This window comes from Cysteiniphilum marinum (assembly GCF_014857925.1).
In the GTDB taxonomy this organism is placed as follows: Bacteria; Pseudomonadota; Gammaproteobacteria; order Francisellales; family Francisellaceae; genus Caedibacter; species Caedibacter marinus.
This window is the reverse complement of sequence record NZ_JACYVZ010000018.1, coordinates 37,061-55,685: the sequence shown is the minus strand read 5'-3', so window position 1 is coordinate 55,685 and position 18,625 is coordinate 37,061. Positions and strand designations below refer to the sequence as shown.

The 18,625-nt window shown below is 35.2% G+C and carries 15 protein-coding genes; 3 read left to right on the top strand and 12 right to left on the bottom strand.

What is annotated here, in order from left to right; all coding sequences use genetic code 11:
• Positions 1-253 precede the first annotated feature (253 nt).
• The 6 genes from IE867_RS09150 to IE867_RS09125 are packed head-to-tail and all read right to left on the bottom strand — an operon-like array spanning position 254 to position 7,338.
• A complete protein-coding gene (locus IE867_RS09150) occupies positions 254-874 on the bottom strand; it encodes a DotI/IcmL/TraM family protein (RefSeq protein ID WP_192484419.1) in 621 nt (206 codons plus the stop codon).
• Positions 875-888: 14 nt separating this feature from the next.
• The gene (locus IE867_RS09145) at positions 889-1,332 is read right to left on the bottom strand and encodes a type IVB secretion system protein IcmW (RefSeq protein WP_192484418.1); all 444 of its coding nucleotides are present in this window, start codon (positions 1,330-1,332) and stop codon (positions 889-891) included.
• 18 nt (positions 1,333-1,350) lie between these two features.
• Entirely contained in the window at positions 1,351-4,350 is a 3,000-nt protein-coding gene (locus IE867_RS09140; RefSeq protein WP_192484417.1) for an AAA family ATPase, read from the bottom strand.
• A 7-nt stretch (positions 4,351-4,357) separates the two neighbouring features.
• On the bottom strand, positions 4,358-5,155 hold the full coding sequence (locus IE867_RS09135; protein ID WP_192484416.1) for a hypothetical protein: 798 nt from the start codon (positions 5,153-5,155) through the stop codon (positions 4,358-4,360).
• On the bottom strand, positions 5,142-6,425 hold the full coding sequence (locus IE867_RS09130) for a DotG/IcmE/VirB10 family protein (protein WP_192484415.1): 1,284 nt from the start codon (positions 6,423-6,425) through the stop codon (positions 5,142-5,144). Before IE867_RS09130 ends, IE867_RS09135 begins: the two co-directional genes overlap by 14 nt.
• A gap of 16 nt (positions 6,426-6,441) precedes the next feature.
• Positions 6,442-7,338 carry a DotH/IcmK family type IV secretion protein gene (locus IE867_RS09125; RefSeq protein ID WP_192484414.1) on the bottom strand — a complete coding sequence of 299 codons (897 nt, stop codon included), beginning with the start codon at positions 7,336-7,338 and terminating at the stop codon, positions 6,442-6,444.
• 582 nt (positions 7,339-7,920) lie between these two features.
• Between IE867_RS09125 and IE867_RS09120 the strand changes: the two genes are divergently transcribed.
• Positions 7,921-8,565: a hypothetical protein gene (locus IE867_RS09120; protein ID WP_192484413.1), complete on the top strand. Its 645-nt coding sequence runs from the start codon at positions 7,921-7,923 to the stop codon at positions 8,563-8,565.
• Positions 8,566-8,608: 43 nt separating this feature from the next.
• Here the strand turns inward: IE867_RS09120 and IE867_RS09115 are convergent, their stop codons facing one another.
• Positions 8,609-9,199, bottom strand: coding sequence for a hypothetical protein (locus tag IE867_RS09115; protein ID WP_192484412.1), 591 nt, complete (start codon positions 9,197-9,199; stop codon positions 8,609-8,611).
• A gap of 218 nt (positions 9,200-9,417) precedes the next feature.
• Between IE867_RS09115 and IE867_RS09110 the strand changes: the two genes are divergently transcribed.
• Both IE867_RS09110 and IE867_RS09105 read left to right on the top strand, forming a co-directional pair.
• Positions 9,418-10,578 (top strand): cation:proton antiporter domain-containing protein, encoded by a 1,161-nt coding sequence (locus IE867_RS09110; protein WP_225630016.1) that lies wholly within the window; start codon positions 9,418-9,420, stop codon positions 10,576-10,578.
• A 16-nt stretch (positions 10,579-10,594) separates the two neighbouring features.
• Positions 10,595-11,659, top strand: a complete 1,065-nt coding sequence (locus tag IE867_RS09105; RefSeq protein WP_192484411.1) for a hypothetical protein — start codon at positions 10,595-10,597, stop codon at positions 11,657-11,659.
• A gap of 129 nt (positions 11,660-11,788) precedes the next feature.
• On the opposite strand, the gene IE867_RS09100 is transcribed toward IE867_RS09105, so the two are convergent.
• The 5 genes from IE867_RS09100 to IE867_RS09080 all read right to left on the bottom strand — a co-directional run bounded on the left by IE867_RS09100 (position 11,789) and on the right by IE867_RS09080 (position 18,535).
• Entirely contained in the window at positions 11,789-14,263 is a 2,475-nt protein-coding gene (locus IE867_RS09100; RefSeq protein ID WP_192484410.1) for a hypothetical protein, read from the bottom strand.
• Positions 14,264-14,305: 42 nt separating this feature from the next.
• Complete coding sequence (locus tag IE867_RS09095; RefSeq protein ID WP_192484409.1) at positions 14,306-15,592, bottom strand: hypothetical protein; 1,287 nt, start codon at positions 15,590-15,592, stop codon at positions 14,306-14,308.
• A gap of 184 nt (positions 15,593-15,776) precedes the next feature.
• Positions 15,777-16,760: a dual specificity protein phosphatase family protein gene (locus IE867_RS09090; RefSeq protein WP_192484408.1), complete on the bottom strand. Its 984-nt coding sequence runs from the start codon at positions 16,758-16,760 to the stop codon at positions 15,777-15,779.
• Between the two features lie 72 nt (positions 16,761-16,832).
• Entirely contained in the window at positions 16,833-17,069 is a 237-nt protein-coding gene (locus IE867_RS09085; protein WP_192484407.1) for a hypothetical protein, read from the bottom strand.
• Between the two features lie 161 nt (positions 17,070-17,230).
• On the bottom strand, positions 17,231-18,535 hold the full coding sequence (locus tag IE867_RS09080; protein ID WP_192484406.1) for a DUF3573 domain-containing protein: 1,305 nt from the start codon (positions 18,533-18,535) through the stop codon (positions 17,231-17,233).
• Positions 18,536-18,625: the final 90 nt, after the last annotated feature.

Sequence of the window (18,625 nt, the reverse complement as noted above, 5' to 3'; positions counted from 1 at the left end):
TGTAGCAAATCTTCGTAACTTAATTGTTGTTGAGATAAATCCAAAGAAGAAAAATTCTTAAGGCTTAATGTGCTAAGCTCTTCCTTTTTTAACAGCTTTGGTTTTCTCATGTCCATTTGATTTCAGGTTAGTTCCTATAACATAAAGTTATAATATCAACAGAAGTGTGTTGAGTATATATCGATAAATCTGGGTTTTTTAATATATTATGGCATAAGGGTCTGAACGCTTACATTTATTTTTGAGTCGCTACTTAACCCTCTGGCGCTTGAATCAACTGCATAATACCAAATAAGCTTCCGACTGTATTGCTTGCTTTTTGCTTTATTCTTATGCTAATAGTATACTTCTGACTTTCCATATTTTTATTATTACTATAAGTAATCAGCAAAGGGACTTGTACTTCCCATACAGGATCACCATCAACCGTACCCTTAGCGACAATCACAGGAACCCCTTGCAACACGGCCTTCATTACCATTTTTTTGTCTTTTATTTTCGCTAAAGTTTCTGCAAAAGCATCACTAAACGCCCGCCAACCGTAATCGGTAAAATAATCACTCACTCGTGTCATTTGGCGTCGGTAATTTAAAAAATCAACCTCATATATTTGCGGTAAAACTTCTGATACCCACGTAATTACGGTTTGATTATTAATAGGCGCCTTACCAGAGGCATGCATTTGCACCAGCTTACCATTAGCCGTCACAGCAAAATACCTAGACTCATTCGTTTTTGATAAGCTATAAAAAAAACCTACTGCTAATAGTAAATTAGCAATGATTAAAAACAAAATAACCGCCAACAACAATCTAAAATTATTTTGATAAAACTGTGATTTTTCTATCACTCGCTTTAGTATTAGTTTACTCATAGTAGCCTCATAAATTATGCCGTATTTTTTACTGACTTAATGACTGAATCTAATAAGGGAATCCTGAAACACATTGCAACCATTCGCACCTTCTCAAACATTTCACAGCGTGCTAATACTGACTTATGTACACTGTCTTCTTTTGCCTGATGCATTATTTTCCCATATTCATTAAACAGTGTATTATTTTTCTCAGTGACAACGTGTAAAAAATAATGCAGATAAGCAAATGGCAAACTATCCAGAATTTCAGAAAGACTATCTGCCTGCTGCTGAGATACGCTCTTAAGCCCTAGCAGCTTATCCAGCAGCGCACTTAAGGCTAACTGCTCCTTCTCATTAGGCTCAATGTACTTATCTTTTTCTATCAGCTCAATATTGATTAAAATATTATTTGCTATACCATCTTGGCGTTGCTGCCAATAAGCTAAAATTTGCTCAGAAAATGTTTTATCCATTATCGCTCTCCTTCCCAATCATATCTGCTTTTCCCTTAATAATTCAAAATGCTCTTCGTTCATCACTTTTTTCACAATGCTTTGTATAATCTGCTCACAGATGCTTTTTTTATCTAATTCTGGGTTAGATTTTATCATCACATCAATGTATTCAACTGCACTTCCTGAGGGGAAAAACTTTGCAAGGGCTTGGCGTGCCTTTTTAGGTGACATAACATTATATAATTGCGCTCGAATATGAACATCTTCCGAAGTCGTTGTTAATGCCCATAACTCAACTGAACTAAAGGTTGCGTTCAACAGTTGAGTGTTTAGGCCACGTTTAGTTGCAAATTGAGCCAAGAAAGCAACACCCTTTGAGCTTGGACCATGGGCATAATTGCGCAATACTTGCGACTCACTTTCACTTAGCCCAAAGGTATCTGCGGTTTTTTCCAATGCCTGTTGCGTCCCTGCCGCCATAATAAAAGTTGAAGTTGCAAACTCAAGCATTAGCGGATCAAAATCAGATAATGACTGGGAAGATAATGCCATTTGAATATTCCACTTTCTACCTTCACGCATATCTCTTAATACTTGTTGGCGCACAGCATGACCTCCTGATGTTCGGTGAAATTCATCAAACACAAGCCGCTTAGGTTCTCCAGAAAGTTTTTCAATACAATCATGGTGATATTTCTTATAATATACTGGTAAATTTGCAATATCCGTTGAACCCATAAAGTAATTTTGCGCTAATACATAGCGAGATAACATATAGGCAATAGAAGCCTGTTGAGCTGCCGCATCTGAACCACCTTGCGCAACATCATTTAAATCCATCGCCATGACACGCGCACCTGTAAATCTCAATCGAGTTGTTGCCGTTAATGACGGGTAATTGCGGATAACCCCAGCAATCACCCGACAAAAATAGCTAATATAGTCCTCACCTGTAGCACTGATAACGGATGAATACAAATCCCTAATTCCATGTTGATGAGTTACTGTAATCGTGTCAGACAGATTAGGCATAGCATAGCTTTGCGCAATGATGGCTAATTGTGTTTGTCCTGATTTAAAAAGCACATCAACCACAGCCCACCAGCTATCAAGCGATTGAGGGTTATGATCTACTAAAGCCTGATCAATTTGAGGATCATGACCTGCAACATAAGGCTTTGCTGACATTTGATCAGAAAAATAGGTATAAAGTTCATCAATAATCATACCAAGCATTGCCATCATACCCTGAGGCAAAGAATCAGAAGGCTTATCAACCAATAATAAACTTAAAAAATTCAATAAAAATACGCGATGTAAATGCGTAGGTCTACGCGCACCCAAAATGGTATCAAAGGGGTTTATAACATCCGTATGGTCCATTTTTAAACGGTGATAGACCGCTTCATTTTTCCTATCGTTGGGCAGTGCTTCTTGCAATAATGAGATAAAGCCGCAGCTAGAGGGACCCACATCTATAATAGAGATATAAGGTAAGACATCCAAGCCTGAAGATAAGCATACTGCTAAATTTATTGCATTTAATAAGACAGATTTACCAGAACCTGAACGCGCATAAATCAAGTCAACCCAACTGATTTGCTCAGATGAACCTGGCTGATACGGCCAAAGCTTACCATCAATACTACGAAACAACATACTGCCTTTACTCCAAGGAGAGGCTGGACGCGACAATGGTAGCATCATACAAACTTCAGATAATGGTGCAGCAGTTGCCGTTGTCACCTGATCCTTTGACATCGCTAAGGCACCATTCGTTACCGCCATAAATGCATCACCAAATTGATCAGATACCTCACATCCTCCCCAGCTTTGCACAACAGTCATCATTCGAGATTTTCTTTGAGCAAGTAGCTGAGGATCATTCAAAGGTGCCCAAGTTGTTAAAATGATGCTTAGCTTAATAATCGGATCATCACTTTTATTATCTAAATTTTTTAACAAATCTGCAGCATCTAAAATTAACTGATTTTCTGAGTTACTAAATGCTAAGAATTTAGCTAGCATGGTTTTACTTTTAACAACACTCATGCCATTGGGAGAGATACGATATGAAATACGCCAAGGCATGTGCGCGTTTTTCAATTTCCTAAATAAGTAATCAAAGCGCATAACATCTTTTGGAAAAAGCGTAATGGATATACTGCTATACGTTCTACCGGCCAACTGACAATCTTTATACTTAATTATTTTTGCATCACAGGGAAAAATCTGCTCACTTAAGCTTGGCCACACCCATTCAGATATGTCATTATATAGCAATTTACCCTGTTTTAAAGGTAAGCGATCCCCTGGCAAAAAAGGACGCCATTGTTGAGAGGTTAACTGTGCAGCAAGCTGATGACGTACATGATAGACTGCTTCATGTGCGCTTACAGTTGAAACATAAACCCCCTTAAATTTAAAATCCTCAACTAAGCCTTGAATAAGTGATTGATGAATATTGATTGCCTCTGGCAATGTGTTAAATATTTTTTGCCCATATTTAGATTTGGGCAATTTACTTTGAACAATCCTTTTATGCTTTAACTTAACGCCCTGAGCAACCGTACGCTTATCTAAAACACTTGGCAGCGTCCAAATAACAAAAAAACATTTCTCAGCTCCGCAAAACTGCGTCATTATTTGCTCTCGAGCTTCAAACATGTCAGACAGATCTAATCCAATTCGCTTAGCCAAAGTCTTCTGTTGCTGCAAATGCTCCTTTATTTCACTTGCAAAGAGTTCAGGATCATAAGCAAAGAAAAACTGGCAACTGTGTCCTGGCCCTTGATATAACGGTGTCAAAATATTAGCTACATCCCTTGCTAATACTTTAAAATCAGATGGAGATAGCACACCTGAGTAACCATCAACTTGCAAAAGCGTGACTAACGAGCCATCCTTAGCAATTAAAGTTACTTTATCATATGCCGATTCCAATTCGCAGTAATTATAAATGGTTTGCTTTGAAAAAGTGCTTAATAATGCGATCAACTCTTCAAAAAAATTATACGATGCGTTAATTATCCCCATTATACTCTCACTTAAAGATCATACCTGAGCTCATATAAACTTTATAAGTTTTAGCATCAATTTTTTCAACTTCGCCATAATGATCAATATCATCACCTACTGATACGACAATCGTATGGCCCTTACTATCTTGAAGCCACGCTTTGCCATCGACAATTGCATTAAGTGCTAGCTTATCTGCTTCATTAAACTTCTGAACCTGCAAAGCATCTAATGCATTTGTAACACGCTTTAGTTGCACTTTTAGATCACTTAACTGAACTAAATTGCCTTTAACTTGTTGAATAGAAGTATCAATGTTTTTTAACTCACTAGAAAAATTAATAAACGCTTGATAGATCGTTTTTTGCCTATCAAGCATCGACAATTGCTGTTGCTGTAGCTTATTAATCACACTGGAGTCGTGCTGCAACGCTTCTTGCATATCTGCCATTTGAGCTAGTATTTGCTTTGACACTTTGCTATTTAAAGGTATATTTTGACTTTGATTAATAGCTAATGGTTTAGAAGGGGTTGTTACTGGATTTAACTTAGCTGCTACCGAAGCATTTTGTGATGTTGTCTTGGGCGCAGGTGCGTTTGGTTTTCCAGGGGCATCTGCAAAAAAAAGCATATAGACACCAATCAACATAACCAAAAAACCTGCGATATAGCCTATATATATCGGCTGAAATGCCATACGTTTCTTAGGCTCCATATCATCAAACTCGTCTTCAGGCTGTAGTTCCTCGCTACTTTGCTCTTGTGACATTACTGGATCTTGCTCTTTTAGCACTTCGTCATTTTCAAAATCATATTTTTCCATTACTTTCACCTGGCTTGACTTTATTATTTTGCTGTACATTGCTCTGTTGTGTTATTTCACTTCCACTATTCTGTTGTGGGCTTATTGCTTGTTTATATTGCTTAAATTGTTGATTATTGTACTGAGTGTTTGTTGTCACATCTGAGGTAAATAAAATACCAACCCCAGTTCCTTGATCCAATGTCACTGTTGGTGGACGGTTAAAATAGGTTTGCGCATTATCAGCCATTCTTAAACCAATTTCACCCAAGCCTGAATAAGCTGCATCACGAGTAGATGGCGGTGGACGATAACCATTATCAAGCCAAAAACTCTGCCAATCATTCCCATAACCATTGTCATAATAGCTACTGTAGTATTGACCAAAACCTTGTAGAAAACCTGATGCAAACAAGGATGCATAACGTGTTAAATAATGATGATCAACATCACTAGCTAACGCAGTTTGTGCCGTTTTCGCATCAATTGCATAAGATTGAATAGTTATAGAGCGTTGATACTGAGGAATTGAAAGACGACTAAACTCAATAACTAATCTATCATTAACTAACTTAAATGAGCCTAGTAGTTTTGCACCATTTAATGACCCACTTACTATACTAGCCATTACTGGGGTACCTGCCTGGTCACTATTGACTGCTGTGTCAATTACGGCAAAAACAATCTCACCAGCTTTAATTAATACACTACCACCATTGTTGCTAGCAGTAGATGATGAGCCATTTTCAGGCGCTGGTAACTCAGTATGCACCATCATAGGTTCATGTTGCCAGCTTTTCATTAAGTCTTGCATGCTTTTTTGTAATGCACTTTCTTTATCTGCAATTTTCTGTTGTATAGCTGTGTCATTTACCGGAGAGTCAAGTTGATTAACATTGTTTCCAAACTGTCGATAACCCGTTGTTTTTTGAGCAGGAGCTCGATTAGTTTGCTGCAAAGACTCATGAAACTGCCTTGGGTTAATCGCTTTTGCTAATGGTTCCGGCTGCTCGCTTTGTTTGCTATTGTCTATATTAACATAGCTTAAACCATTTTCTTTCGCCTGCTTAATTTCTTGAGACTGCTGTTGTTTATGCAGTTTCTGATAATACTCATCATTAAGATAGGCTTTCTTTGAGAGGTTCTCTGGCGCCTTGGAAACTTTAGACTGCAAATAACTCTCAGAAGTATTTTGTAAGTACAAAGATAAAGCAATTAACCCACCAACAATCACAATAATAGCAAAAAATAAAATTCGTGCTTTTGGAGTTTTTATTATTTTATTTAGCATATTACCAAGACCTTATTTAGTTTATCTCAATCGTCAGTTGCTTAACCTTATCATTATCGCTTAGTACAATATTTGGCGTCATAGCAAGCTCGTAGGCATTCATTGTTTTCACACCATTATTTTGTGCTTTTGCAATCCAAGCCGGAGAGATTAATGTTGCCGATGTCAGCAATAAATAATGACCATTATATTGCCACAACTTGGCATCAGCCCCACCCAACACATTTAGTGATTTGGCCGAGGGCGGCGGCGTCCCATAAAGCAGTCCTGTCAAATAGTCTGGCGCATCACTGACAGAAGCTGTATCTAATGACTTACCATATAACGCAACTCCTTTTATACGCACATAATCCATATAATCCCAACTGTGTTGGCTGCTAAGAATGGTTAGCATAACTGGGGTTTGCAAATTCTTTAGCATCACAGCCATATTTGTTTGTGCATAGGCTTTTTTACCTTGAAGCATAAGCACACCTGATGCTTTTTGCCACACAACATCAAAATTTTCAGTATTCCCTATTGTATATGAGGTAATTGGCCAAATATTCCCCTTATCATCTGTGAAAATAACAGAGGTAATCATGCCTAAGTTCAGCCGAATAACAGGCGGAGAGAACTTTGAAGATGGGGATAAATCAACCAACAAGGTTCGGGACTTGCCAGGCTTATCACTGCTGCCAGGTAAGGCTGATGCTGCTTGCTTTTGTTGAGCAACGCTAGATCTTACCGCACTAATTTGCTCAGGCGTCATTGGAAAGGATTGCTTAACGACATTGTCAAAAGCCTGATTATCAACTGTATTTGCCTTTTTTGCTAATACAGTCACTGGTAGCAGAAAAAAACATAAGCAACTTACGGCAATAAGCTTGCTTTTTTTAGCATAAGAAATCGTTAATTTTACTGTTCTTTTCAAGTTTTTCCCCATTAATAATAAGTACAGCTATCAATTAAATAACAAAGCCGCCATTTTCTCAGGCGTGGTGGCCTGCAATATATACCACTCATAAAGTGGTTTACGATTGATATATGGTAAAACTTTGACTGATCTTTAAATATATCAATTTATAAAAAAAATTAATATTCCGGCTAAAAGTCCCATTTTATACCACTCACAAATCATTTTGCGGTATTTACCTGACCACTCAAAAATTACTTGGCAAGACACCTTGAGTGGATCAGGCTTAATTGCTAAGCATTTTGTGAAAATTTTGCCAAGCTGAATTGCAGGTAATAGCAAGCTCTATTGCCAAAATTCAGTTTGATAAAATTATGCAAAAGGCAAAGCAAGAGATTCTCTAAAATGGTTTATGAGTGGTATAAATATGCTGAAAATATCCATATATTTTGCAAGTTTACACTCTTAACATTTCAAAGTTCCTTATCTTAGCAAATGAAATTAGTCAATATATAAAAATGTAGAAAATATTTATATATATTTCATAAAGAAAAAATAGCAACTTAATTAAATACAATAATTAATTGGTTTTTAAACACTATGACGAGACAGTTAGATAATACGAAAACACAAAACATCAAAGTACTAAGAGATGAGCAGCACTTCTGCACGTATGTCACAGATAGAAGTCATTGCTTCATATACACCGATGAAAACTTTTTAAAAATATTAAATCGCTCTGAAATTGAAATGAGGAGCAGCAAACCAGAACAGTTATGGCAAAATGACTTAAAAAGATGGGAAAACATTTATCAAGCAAATGAACTTATTTTTGCTGGTCACACTAAAAAAATACAAATTTCCGGCATTTATAACTCCGAGTCAATAAAATATGCATGGATGTGCCAGAAGTTACCAATTTTATCAAAAGATAATAGAGTTGAAGCAATCATAAATCATATTCAAATTGGACGCATAGATAAAATTAACCCACATGAATTTGATTTAATAGACAGTAAAGGAGCTGCACTCAAATTAAAAATCACAGAAGTAGAATTCAAACTATTATACGTTAAAGTATTTTATCGACTGAGCGCTAAAAATATTGCTTCATTGTTCAATATCAGCATCAATACAGTTTATATATATACGACCTTATTAAAAGAAAAACTTTACCTTAAGAATTTTAAGTCTCAAGAAGATCTAAATCAATTAGAAAAGATAGGCTTTTTTGATTTTTTGTAAGTCTATACTAGGTATTCAGAACCTTGGCAAATTGATGCTACAGCTACATTTCATACTCACGGGAAGCTCCTTGCTCTAATTTATGTGCAGGATTTGCTTCCTTCTGCTGGTGGTTTAACTCAAAGGGATATTGTTTTCTTTGAAGAGCTGGTTTGATTGAACTATCATTATCACCAGAAATTTTTAGACGAGCAACCTTGGCAAGGACTTCATCATCGAGTGTGGGTTTTCTCTTAGGTGCTATATTAGTTTCTTTTGCTTCTAAACGTGGTTTTTTAGCATTATCACCACTCTGCTGGTGTGATCTTTTTTGATAAGAATTAAGCTGAGATGTGATGCTTTGTTTACTACTGAATATGAATTGATTAACCTCCTCAAAACTTAGCTCTTTGCCTTTGTTAACGAGAGGTCTTAATTCTTGTACTATACTTTCAAATAGTTTGACGCAATCATTCAGCTTCTTTTCTGAAATCTGACTATTGTTAAGATAGGTCATTTTTTCAATTTGTTCGGATAATAATGTATATATGTCACCTATCATATGAGAAAGGCTCGTGCGGTGATCTATTGATAAATTCATATTATATTCAAGACTTAATCTAGTGGTACTGTATAATTTATAAAGGTCTAGCATACATTCTCCTTTTGACTCTCGGAATTAAAAATTCTTCTGCTAAAGCTTGTGCCTTAGCACTTTGACTATTTCTGCATCTAAGGTAATAACATAAACTTATGATATAAAAAGAAAGGTATTAAGTATACATCAAGAAATGTGATTTTTTTAATATAGCTTTTTTCCTTCAATTCAACCTACACTCTTATATACAAACAAGGTTTTAAATTACTATACATATGCTTAATATATTTTTTACTATTTTTTTTGGTGCCTCTATTTGCGCAACACTTGCTTTATATACTCGTCAATCAATTATTGTGGCTTACATTATTTTTGGTATTTTAGTTGGGCCACACGGACTAAGTTTTGTTTCTAATATCAGCTTGATTCATGAGGTTTCTGAAATAGGCATTATCTTTTTATTATTTCTACTTGGTCTAAACCTAGATATTAATCGCTTGCTTAAAATGCTAGGAAAGGCTGTATTTGTGTGTTTAGCTAGTAGTCTCTCCTTTATTGCAATCGTCGCCTTCACTATGTCATACTTCACCACCTACAGCCAAGCATTTATGATTGCTAGTGTACTTATTTTCTCTAGCACCATCGTCTCTTTAAAGCTACTACCCACAACAACCTTACATCATAAACACATTGGAGAGCTCGTCATAGGAATTTTATTAATCCAAGACTTTATTGCTATTATCATGTTAACTTTATTCACCTTGTTCTCCTCCCAAGTACAAACTTTTGATCTTTGGTTATTACTTAAATTATTAATAGCCCTACCCTGCTTAATTGCCCTTTCACTCTATGCTTATAAGTTCCTTCTGTTTAAACTTTTCACAAAATACAGTCGCTTTAAAGAATATATTTTTCTACTTGGCATCGCCTGGTGTTTACTCATGGTTAATGTCTCCTTAATGCTAGGTTTATCAGGTGAAATTGGTGCATTCATAGCTGGTGTGACTTTAGCTAGCTCACCTATCGCTAAATTTATTTATGAAAACTTAAAGCCATTAAGGGACTTTTTTTTAATCTTGTTCTTTTTCACAATAGGCGCTAGCTTTAATATTACCTTAGTTGCCGATGTTTGGCGCGAGGTTATTATACTGACGATAATCCTACTAATAGCCAAACCTTTTTTGCACTATATCACGCTGCGCTTGGCCGGCGAGACCAATAAAAAAGAAGACATGGAGACTGCTGTACGTTTAGGACAAGGTAGTGAATTTTCATTATTATTAATTGGCATTGCTGGTTCAGCAGGGTTTGCAAGCATACAAAGCGTAACTATTGTTGGCGCTGTCACCATATTAAGTTTTATTATCTCCTCATACTATGTAGTATTAAAATACCCAAGCCCTATTGCACTATCTAACAGATTAAGGAAGGATTAATTAAAGGAGTAATGAATTGAGCAATTATAACAATAATTTTAATACCTTACGTTATCATATTTCAAATACACAAAATGCCATACAAAGTATTCAAAAGAACAATCTCAAGCATTTGCATAATGACGATTTTCAGCAGAGTTGTTTAGTGGCAAACACCTTGCTAAGCCAGATAAATATTAATGCAATAAGCTATATATCCGATCAAGATACAAAACAAAAAGCACCACATCTTTCTACACCACTTAGTCAAAATAATGACACCTTTATGTTACTAAAGCGTGATAAGAGAAAAGATGATGACTCTCAAAGTCAAGGTGCCAAAGAATTAGTACCTAAACTAAATGCACATTTAATGCATCAATACATTAACAAAGCTAAAAAAACAGTTTTGTCTATCAAAGATACAATTAAAGAAGAAGCAATCCATGCGTTAATATGCTTATGCACAGAAATTTCAAAAATTGTCGTTTTCACACAACAAACTTATTTATTGCGTTTTTTTGCCAACATATTTCGTGCTTTTCATCAACTCTTTCAGCCAAATGCTAACCAACATGCAATACTCTCAAAGTCTACTGCTAAAGAATTAGCCCGTGCTACTTATTTAGTTCAAAAGAACAATAGAACAATAGAACAAAACAAGCAACTTGTAAGCAAAGATACGATTAAAAACATTCTATTAAAGGCTTTACTTAACGATCAAGCCTTCCTGACACAAATAAAATCCTACACTGATTGTACTGATGACCAGCAGATCATAGACTATGTGCGTCATGTCGTGCTAAATCAAGTAATAAATGATGGTGATTTTTTACGCCAAGCCAGATTACTAGGCGGGTTATCTATAGAAAATAGCTTAACCGATTACATACGCTGCATCATCTTGAATAGAGTAATTAATGATGGAGACTTTCTACGTCAAGCCAGATTACGTGGCGGTTTGTCTATAGCAAATAGTTTAACTGATTATGTACGCATAGTTGTGCTAAACAAAGTGACTAACGATGGAGATTTCTTATATCAATACCAGCTAAACAGTAATCAAAACTTATACAAGCTTGAGAATGGGAAAACACGGTAGTGAGCGTGTAATCACTATAATCATTGGCACTATTCTGACTGACTTAACTAAAGTGCCCCTTTGTCTAGACAATAATTTCACATTTTAAATTGTTTTACAAATATATAAAACCTCAGTTAATTTCTTATATTACAAAGCTTGCATAGGAGTTGAGGAAGAGTTACTTTGCTTTATACGGTTGGACATAAAAGCTAAATCACCAGAGGGCAGGAAATTTGAAGTTGATTGATCTTCGAGGGCTAGCATAGTGGTATCTTCCGGGTTTAGAGTGTCTTCAGCTATAGAAAGTAATTCTACACTAGAATCTGAGGCAGTAATACTTGCTTCACTCAAGTTGACCTGCGCATTTAATGTTACAACATTTCCAGAGTCAATAGCATCATTTTCTTGGAGAAATTTGTTTCCTGCTTCACCATATTTTTTAAAATGAAGACTATCTTGGTAAGATCGTTGCACATCTTTTTTTATCGGTAATGACATGTAAAGTTTTTTATCAACCTGCGAAACCTTTGGAATTACGCTTTGATCATCAATATATTCTAAATGCAATTTGAGTCTACCATACTTAGATGCTATAGATTTATACGCATTGCTCCTATTATTAGAAATAGCACTCCATATACGAGAATGCTTATCTTTAGACAAGTCCTCTGGGCGACTTTTAATCTCTTTGAGGTATAATTCTTGCTTATCTTTATTTATTTTAGCTTGATTTTCTTTAACTTCTCTTTCTCTACAATCATCAATTATTTGGTTCATTTCCTTTGTAAGCTCACTACCATGAAGCTGACTTATTTTTTCTAAATGCTGATAAACAGGGTAAAACTGTTCTTTAAAATCTTGATATCTACAGACCAATGATTCTTGTGCTGTTAATTTTCTATGAGATTGGATCTCATCCTTCATATGCTGATCATTGTACTGTGCTATTTTTTCTTTAATTTCGATAAATCTTCGTGTTTTACGTTGACTATCATCTTCTTTTGCTTTAGCTGAGAAGTCTTCTTTCTCTAGCTGTTTTTTTTCTTCATGCAATGCTATCAAATGTTTATATTCCTTAGCCTTTTCTTGATATGTTTCTCTAGTTAGAGCATTTTTTTTAAGAATTAAAGATTTTGCTAACTCTTGTTTATATTTTTCAACACTTACCTCAGCAAGACTTAGAAACCGTTCTCGAATATCTACTAAACGAGGAGCAATCTGTTGAGTTATGTCATATTTCAAAATATCTATTTCATTATTACTTAATTTAACACCTTCTTTCGTTTGCAAGTCTGTAATGAAATCACTTATCCCATGATTTGTGATGTCAACAACTCCAGAGCCAGTCAGCTGATTAATATCTCCATTAACTTTTTCAACTATACGATTACAAATATTGTTTGCACATTGCTCAGTATAATCTTCTCCATTTTCCCTATCACATTGGTAACACCAAGGCCTAACAACAAACTTCACATCTTCTTTTATACTACCCCTTATAAACTGTTCAATAGATGTAGACGTTGTTTCAAAGTATAGACCTTGAGTTGAAAATTTTTCCTCTATGGTTTTGCTATCAAAATACGCATTTATTAATTTTTCTGTTTTAGCAAAAGAAGTCAACCTGCTTTCTTTGATGTGCCCGCTTATTACCGCCTCTCTTACTATGTCATCTCTAAACTCATCATATTCTTTACTAGCATGATTTTCTAAAGCTGGCTTTAATTGACTTAGGTCAAACCTTTCTTTTGATAAATAACCACCTTTCATAGTGTTATTAGAGTCCAAAAGTGCATATTGACCTCCCTCTGTCACATAAATCACGCTTGCTTTAGCTCCACTAATTTCTGCTAGAGACTCAACCATCTTAACATCATATTTATTTGGAAAACAAACAGAGGTTTTTTGCATGTTTAACCTAGCGCTTTGTCTTGATAGAGCATCAGGAGCACTAAAGCCAGATTCATTCGATGGCAGGCTAGAAAGATTTTTTCTGATATCATCCATCTGTTTTAGAGCATCGCCCCAACTATTCTGATAGGCCTCCTTCAGCTGTCTTATAGTAGAACTCAAATTATTCTGACTTGAATCTATTAGGTATGTGCATATTGATTGATAGTTTTCCATTTTGTTATTTGAACTTGAAGGCGCCCAACCTTGAGCTGTAAAATTCATTGCACACTGTAAGTAGAAATTTCTAACTTCTAATGGCATTTCATAATAAGATAACTGAAGACTCTTAAAGTTATCCTTCTTTAAAGCTACTGCTTCACTTTCTAATTGACTAAAAAACAAGTAAAGCTGAGCTTCCTCTCTCAAATCAGGATCTTCAATAACACAATCTAAGTTGGTGAGTCCGTCTAAAGATTCTTTTATTTTTTGAAATTCAGGAAGAATTTCTCCATTTCTTAAACACATCTTAGATATAGCCTGATAAGTATTAAAAGCACCCATAATACACTCAAGATCTGACTCACTTTTCTCTTCGTCCTCTAGCTCACGCATTATATTATCTAAGAATACACTTGGAATAAAATCGTCCTTCTTTTCTGAAAAATTCAAAAGTATAGTATTTGCTTTACATCTATTAGAAGGTATTTTTTTAAATTTTGAATAAGGCATGTTTACCCTTCCTCTTTTCTGTAACTTAATTTAAACCTGAAACTAATCATAACCTAAAACTTTCTGTCTTTGAGCAGAGCTACGTAGGCGTTGTGCTTCAAATACTCCTAGAGGAGAAGTTGACATATCAAAATTACTAGTGTCAGGAGCTGACATATCAAAATTACTAGTGTCAGGAGCTGACATATCAAAATCACTAGTGTCAGGAGCTGACATATCAAAATCACTAGCTTCAGGTGAAGGCACCTCAAAACCAGTCAGTTCTTCTGATGATTTTAACTGTGAAAAATCCTGACTAAGTTTTTCAAAGACTGGGCTTTTATTTAAATCACAGCTATCATTATTACTAAATTTTTGACGATAGCCATCTGGTGACACTTTGCAAGAATTACCTAATGAAGTTTGTTGAGATGAGTCATTTAGTTCAAGCTCCTTTCTCTGAAATTCTATCTCATAAGATCTCTCATTACTAAATATTTTTACACTTGTTATTTCTCCTTTATCAGCGCTGATAATTGAGAATTTATTCCCTTTTTCCTGACCTATTCCTAATTCATATCTCTTTTTAGCGACTTTCATATTAATTTCATCTAAATTATCATGGGTGATCTTTGGCAATGTTTGTTTGTAAGCCCTTTCTAATTTAATTTTTTCTCTGCGAAACGTTACATCCTCAGTACATAAACTTTCATTTTCTAGCGTTGGCATTCCCGATGGGATATCAAAATTAAGTTGATTAAAATATCCTTTACATATTATCTCCTTTCCTGTCTCCAGACTTAATTTCATCGCAAATTTTGCAGATAAACTTGAATAAATATCGTCATGATCTAAAATCTCTTCGGAATGATTTTTTTTATAATTCGCAGATCTTCCACCAAAACATACATTTAAATCAATTTCAATTTTTTTATTAGGATTTTCAGATAGTGCGCCTTTCAAAGTTTGCACTAAATCATCTAATGTCAATGAATGTTCATCATCCCTATCAGCAGGGTGTATTTTATTCGTGTCATCCTTAAATCCATGTGCGCATATTGCAATAATGTCAGCATTTTTTATATGGTTTTCCATGCTCTTAACTTTTTCTTCCGTGCCAGAAAAGTAGGTAAAATTATCATGTTCTTCTAACTCTATATCTTTTACATCTGTATCTGAATTAACCCCATAAGAAAAAAGCTCAGGATTTTTCTTGCCGTAATATGATCTAACAGTAGCAAATGCAAGTTTGTTATTACGTTTTAAGTCATTTATATTTGAGCAGGGATCTGTATTTGCTAAATCGAGGATAACCATTTTTTTTTCAGGTGTAGCATAGTGGAGTCTCATTTTTTTATTTCCTATCCTTTTAAGTGTTAAGTTTCATTGTTGGTTATAGGATATTCTGGGTGCAACAATACCCTGAAAATCGCATCCCAGTCGTTTAAGAATTCTTTTGCTAAAGCTTGTGCCTTAGCACTTTGATTCCATGTGTATTCACATAATGTAAATATTCAATTCATAATCAAGTATATTATCTATGATAGCTACTAGAATAATCTACGGACTTCAATGGCGAAAGCTCCTGAAATTTACTCTCACTACGATGTAAATTTATATTTTCCTTTTTAGATAAAGGTGATTTATGGTGAGTAAATTTATAAAAATCAAATAGAGTCTCTTTGTCACCTTGATTTAATTGATCTATATTTTTAATGCTCCCTTTAAGCATTTCTCTGGTATTTTGTAAACTTTTACGAAGCTCATCCCTTTTATTCATAGTTTTATTAAATTCGACAACATCTTTTGAAGTAATAGGACATTTAGCTTCGACATAATCTGCAATCCTTATATCATCCAGACTTGTATACATTTTCTCAAACCTCGTAAGCTCCATATAAAACCCTATATTTGGAGCCACACATGGACGATGCTGCCTTATAAACGCTAGTGTACCATCCACTGTTCTACAATCCGGGTAGAGATCACTTTGCATTAAATAGGCTACAACGATACTAGAGGAGCGACTAATTCCTTGGTGACAATGGACAAACACCTCACTACCCTTAGCTCTGGCATCATCAATAAATTGTTTTGTGCTTTGAAAATACTTCTCAATAGACTGACTAGGGTTATCAAAAGCAGGGCAGTATAATATTTGCGTTCCATCTACTTCCCTTTTAACTTCTCCATTTATTTCACCTGCCATTAATTCTGCGCTATTTTCAACATTACTATTGTATCTACTATAACCCCCATTTATCCCACTATAACTAACATTGCCTACATTAATTATATACTTAACACCTTTCTGTAAAGCTTCTGGTAAGGCGTGGTAAGGGCCTATATAGATTCCTGTTTTGCCAATTTTATCAAGCTGGTCTGGATTGCCATCTAGTTCATTAGAAACATATGCAGAATTTTGCACATCTCTACCCTTTAAATGTAATGGCGGAAGCTCGAACTTTTTTAAACGCGTTTTAAATCTTGAGTCTGGTTTTTCATTTTCTTCATTCATAAACAATCCTTATTTTCTATGACTTGAATTTAGGTATGCTTAAAGCAGGTTTTTTTGTTTAAACTGTTGCTTTTAAGAGCTATCCTCTTTGTTAGCCGAATCATTATCTCTGTATTCTTGGTTAACAAGATCAAAGCCAGGTGGCATTGAGCTGTTTTTGCTATCGACATTTAAACGATCAGTAATTATTTTAGCGGTATGCAGCAAACCTTCGTAACATGATTGCTGTTGAGATAAATCCAAAGAAGAAAAATGCTTAAAGTTTAATTTGCTAAGCTCTTCCTTTTTTAATAGCTTTGGTTTTCTCATGACAATTCGATTTTAAGCCAAGCTCATATAACATAAACTTATAATATCAACAGGAAGGCGTTGAGTATATATCAATAAATGTGGATTTTTTAATATATTCTGGCGGTAGGGTCTGAACGCTTACAATTCAAGACCTTTCAAATTTAAATTCAATATTGAAATTAAAAATACGTCGTAATATCCAAAGTTATCGCACTACTATGTTGGCGTGTATAGGTTTCCAAATAAGCATACTCTATACTCACCATATTGCTTTTATAAAAAACAGGCCTTGAGATGCTTGCCATTACTTGTGATTGTACGCCATATATCATTGGAGAATTTGCTGCATCACCGGATATAGGAAATGGTGCATTTTGCGTGTTGTACGCCTGTTGATAGCTAAATGCAAATTGTGTTGATCGATCAGCAATAACTGGTGCGACTTGTGCCTTTGCATACCATGCTCCTATATAGGCATTATTGCTATAAGATTTCTTTTGCGTTGTTCCAGCCCAACCGCCATAAAGTGTGTAGATATCATAGCCCAAATACCCTTCGATATTAACAACACCATTGCGACTATCATCAATCATTTGCCCATTAGTGCCATTTGTATAGATTACATTGCCATAATTTTCATTATTAACGTTACTGGCCGCATCCATACCTGTGCCAACCCAATTATACATATAGCCCGCATTAGCGCCATAATTAAACTTGCCCATAGTCCCATCGTAAAACGCGCTTAGCATAAAGTTAGATGATTGTGTATCAGCCTGAAAAGCGGCCAAGTTTAAGTTAAGTCCATTTTTATAGTAGCCTAAATTCATTGATACGGTATCAAAACCAGGTCTAAACAAACCTTGCACTAAACCAGAAGCCCACGGGTTCCCATCATAGAAGCGGCCAAAAGTTAAACGATTTTTACCTATGGTCAAATAAATTGGAGAGACAGATAAATTACCAAAGGTTAAAAATGCATCCCTAACTCCTGGTGTGCTTGCTTGTGAGTCCATTAAGGTAAGATCAGCCTGAATATACTTACCTAAGTTAGACACCATATACAGATCAGCTTCGTTTATATATAGCCCTCTTCCTGATTGATAATTGCCAGCATCTTTCCCAGCTAAATGTAAGCTACTTCCCCACCATTGACTTGCATCAAGTTCTAACTTCCCTGCAACGGTTAAACTATATTGTGGGCGCTCATCGCGCTGCTTTAAAAAAGTTAAGGGAATAGCAGAGGTATCTGCCGCACCCAGAGGTGTTGATAAATCTTGATCCCAAAAAAGAAAACCATTGATACTTTGCTTATCTTGATGCTTAGTATTTTCTTGAGCTTGAGATTCTTTGTCAGCTTTGAGCATATCAATCTGTGATTGCAAATCAGTAATCTGTGACTGCATTGCTTGATAGTTTGGCAATTCACCAGCATATAAACCTCCAAATGCCATACATACTGAAATAATAGTTAACTTTCTCATATTTTTACTCTTTTCCATTCCTTCTATTAAAATAGAAATAATAGCCATTCCTATTTAAATAGGAATATTAAAAATATTTAAAAGTTAACA

Coding starts and splice junctions, on each gene's coding strand:
- IE867_RS09100 (WP_192484410.1), bottom strand. CDS start 14,263: ATGCCTTATTCAAAATTTAAAAAAATACCTTCTAATAGATGTAAAGCA.
- IE867_RS09140 (WP_192484417.1), bottom strand. CDS start 4,350: ATGGGGATAATTAACGCATCGTATAATTTTTTTGAAGAGTTGATCGCA.
- IE867_RS09090 (WP_192484408.1), bottom strand. CDS start 16,760: ATGAATGAAGAAAATGAAAAACCAGACTCAAGATTTAAAACGCGTTTA.
- IE867_RS09095 (WP_192484409.1), bottom strand. CDS start 15,592: ATGAGACTCCACTATGCTACACCTGAAAAAAAAATGGTTATCCTCGAT.
- IE867_RS09110 (WP_225630016.1), top strand. CDS start 9,418: ATGCTTAATATATTTTTTACTATTTTTTTTGGTGCCTCTATTTGCGCA.
- IE867_RS09085 (WP_192484407.1), bottom strand. CDS start 17,069: ATGAGAAAACCAAAGCTATTAAAAAAGGAAGAGCTTAGCAAATTAAAC.
- IE867_RS09120 (WP_192484413.1), top strand. CDS start 7,921: ATGACGAGACAGTTAGATAATACGAAAACACAAAACATCAAAGTACTA.
- IE867_RS09135 (WP_192484416.1), bottom strand. CDS start 5,155: ATGGAAAAATATGATTTTGAAAATGACGAAGTGCTAAAAGAGCAAGAT.
- IE867_RS09145 (WP_192484418.1), bottom strand. CDS start 1,332: ATGGATAAAACATTTTCTGAGCAAATTTTAGCTTATTGGCAGCAACGC.
- IE867_RS09150 (WP_192484419.1), bottom strand. CDS start 874: ATGAGTAAACTAATACTAAAGCGAGTGATAGAAAAATCACAGTTTTAT.
- IE867_RS09080 (WP_192484406.1), bottom strand. CDS start 18,535: ATGAGAAAGTTAACTATTATTTCAGTATGTATGGCATTTGGAGGTTTA.
- IE867_RS09130 (WP_192484415.1), bottom strand. CDS start 6,425: ATGCTAAATAAAATAATAAAAACTCCAAAAGCACGAATTTTATTTTTT.
- IE867_RS09115 (WP_192484412.1), bottom strand. CDS start 9,199: ATGCTAGACCTTTATAAATTATACAGTACCACTAGATTAAGTCTTGAA.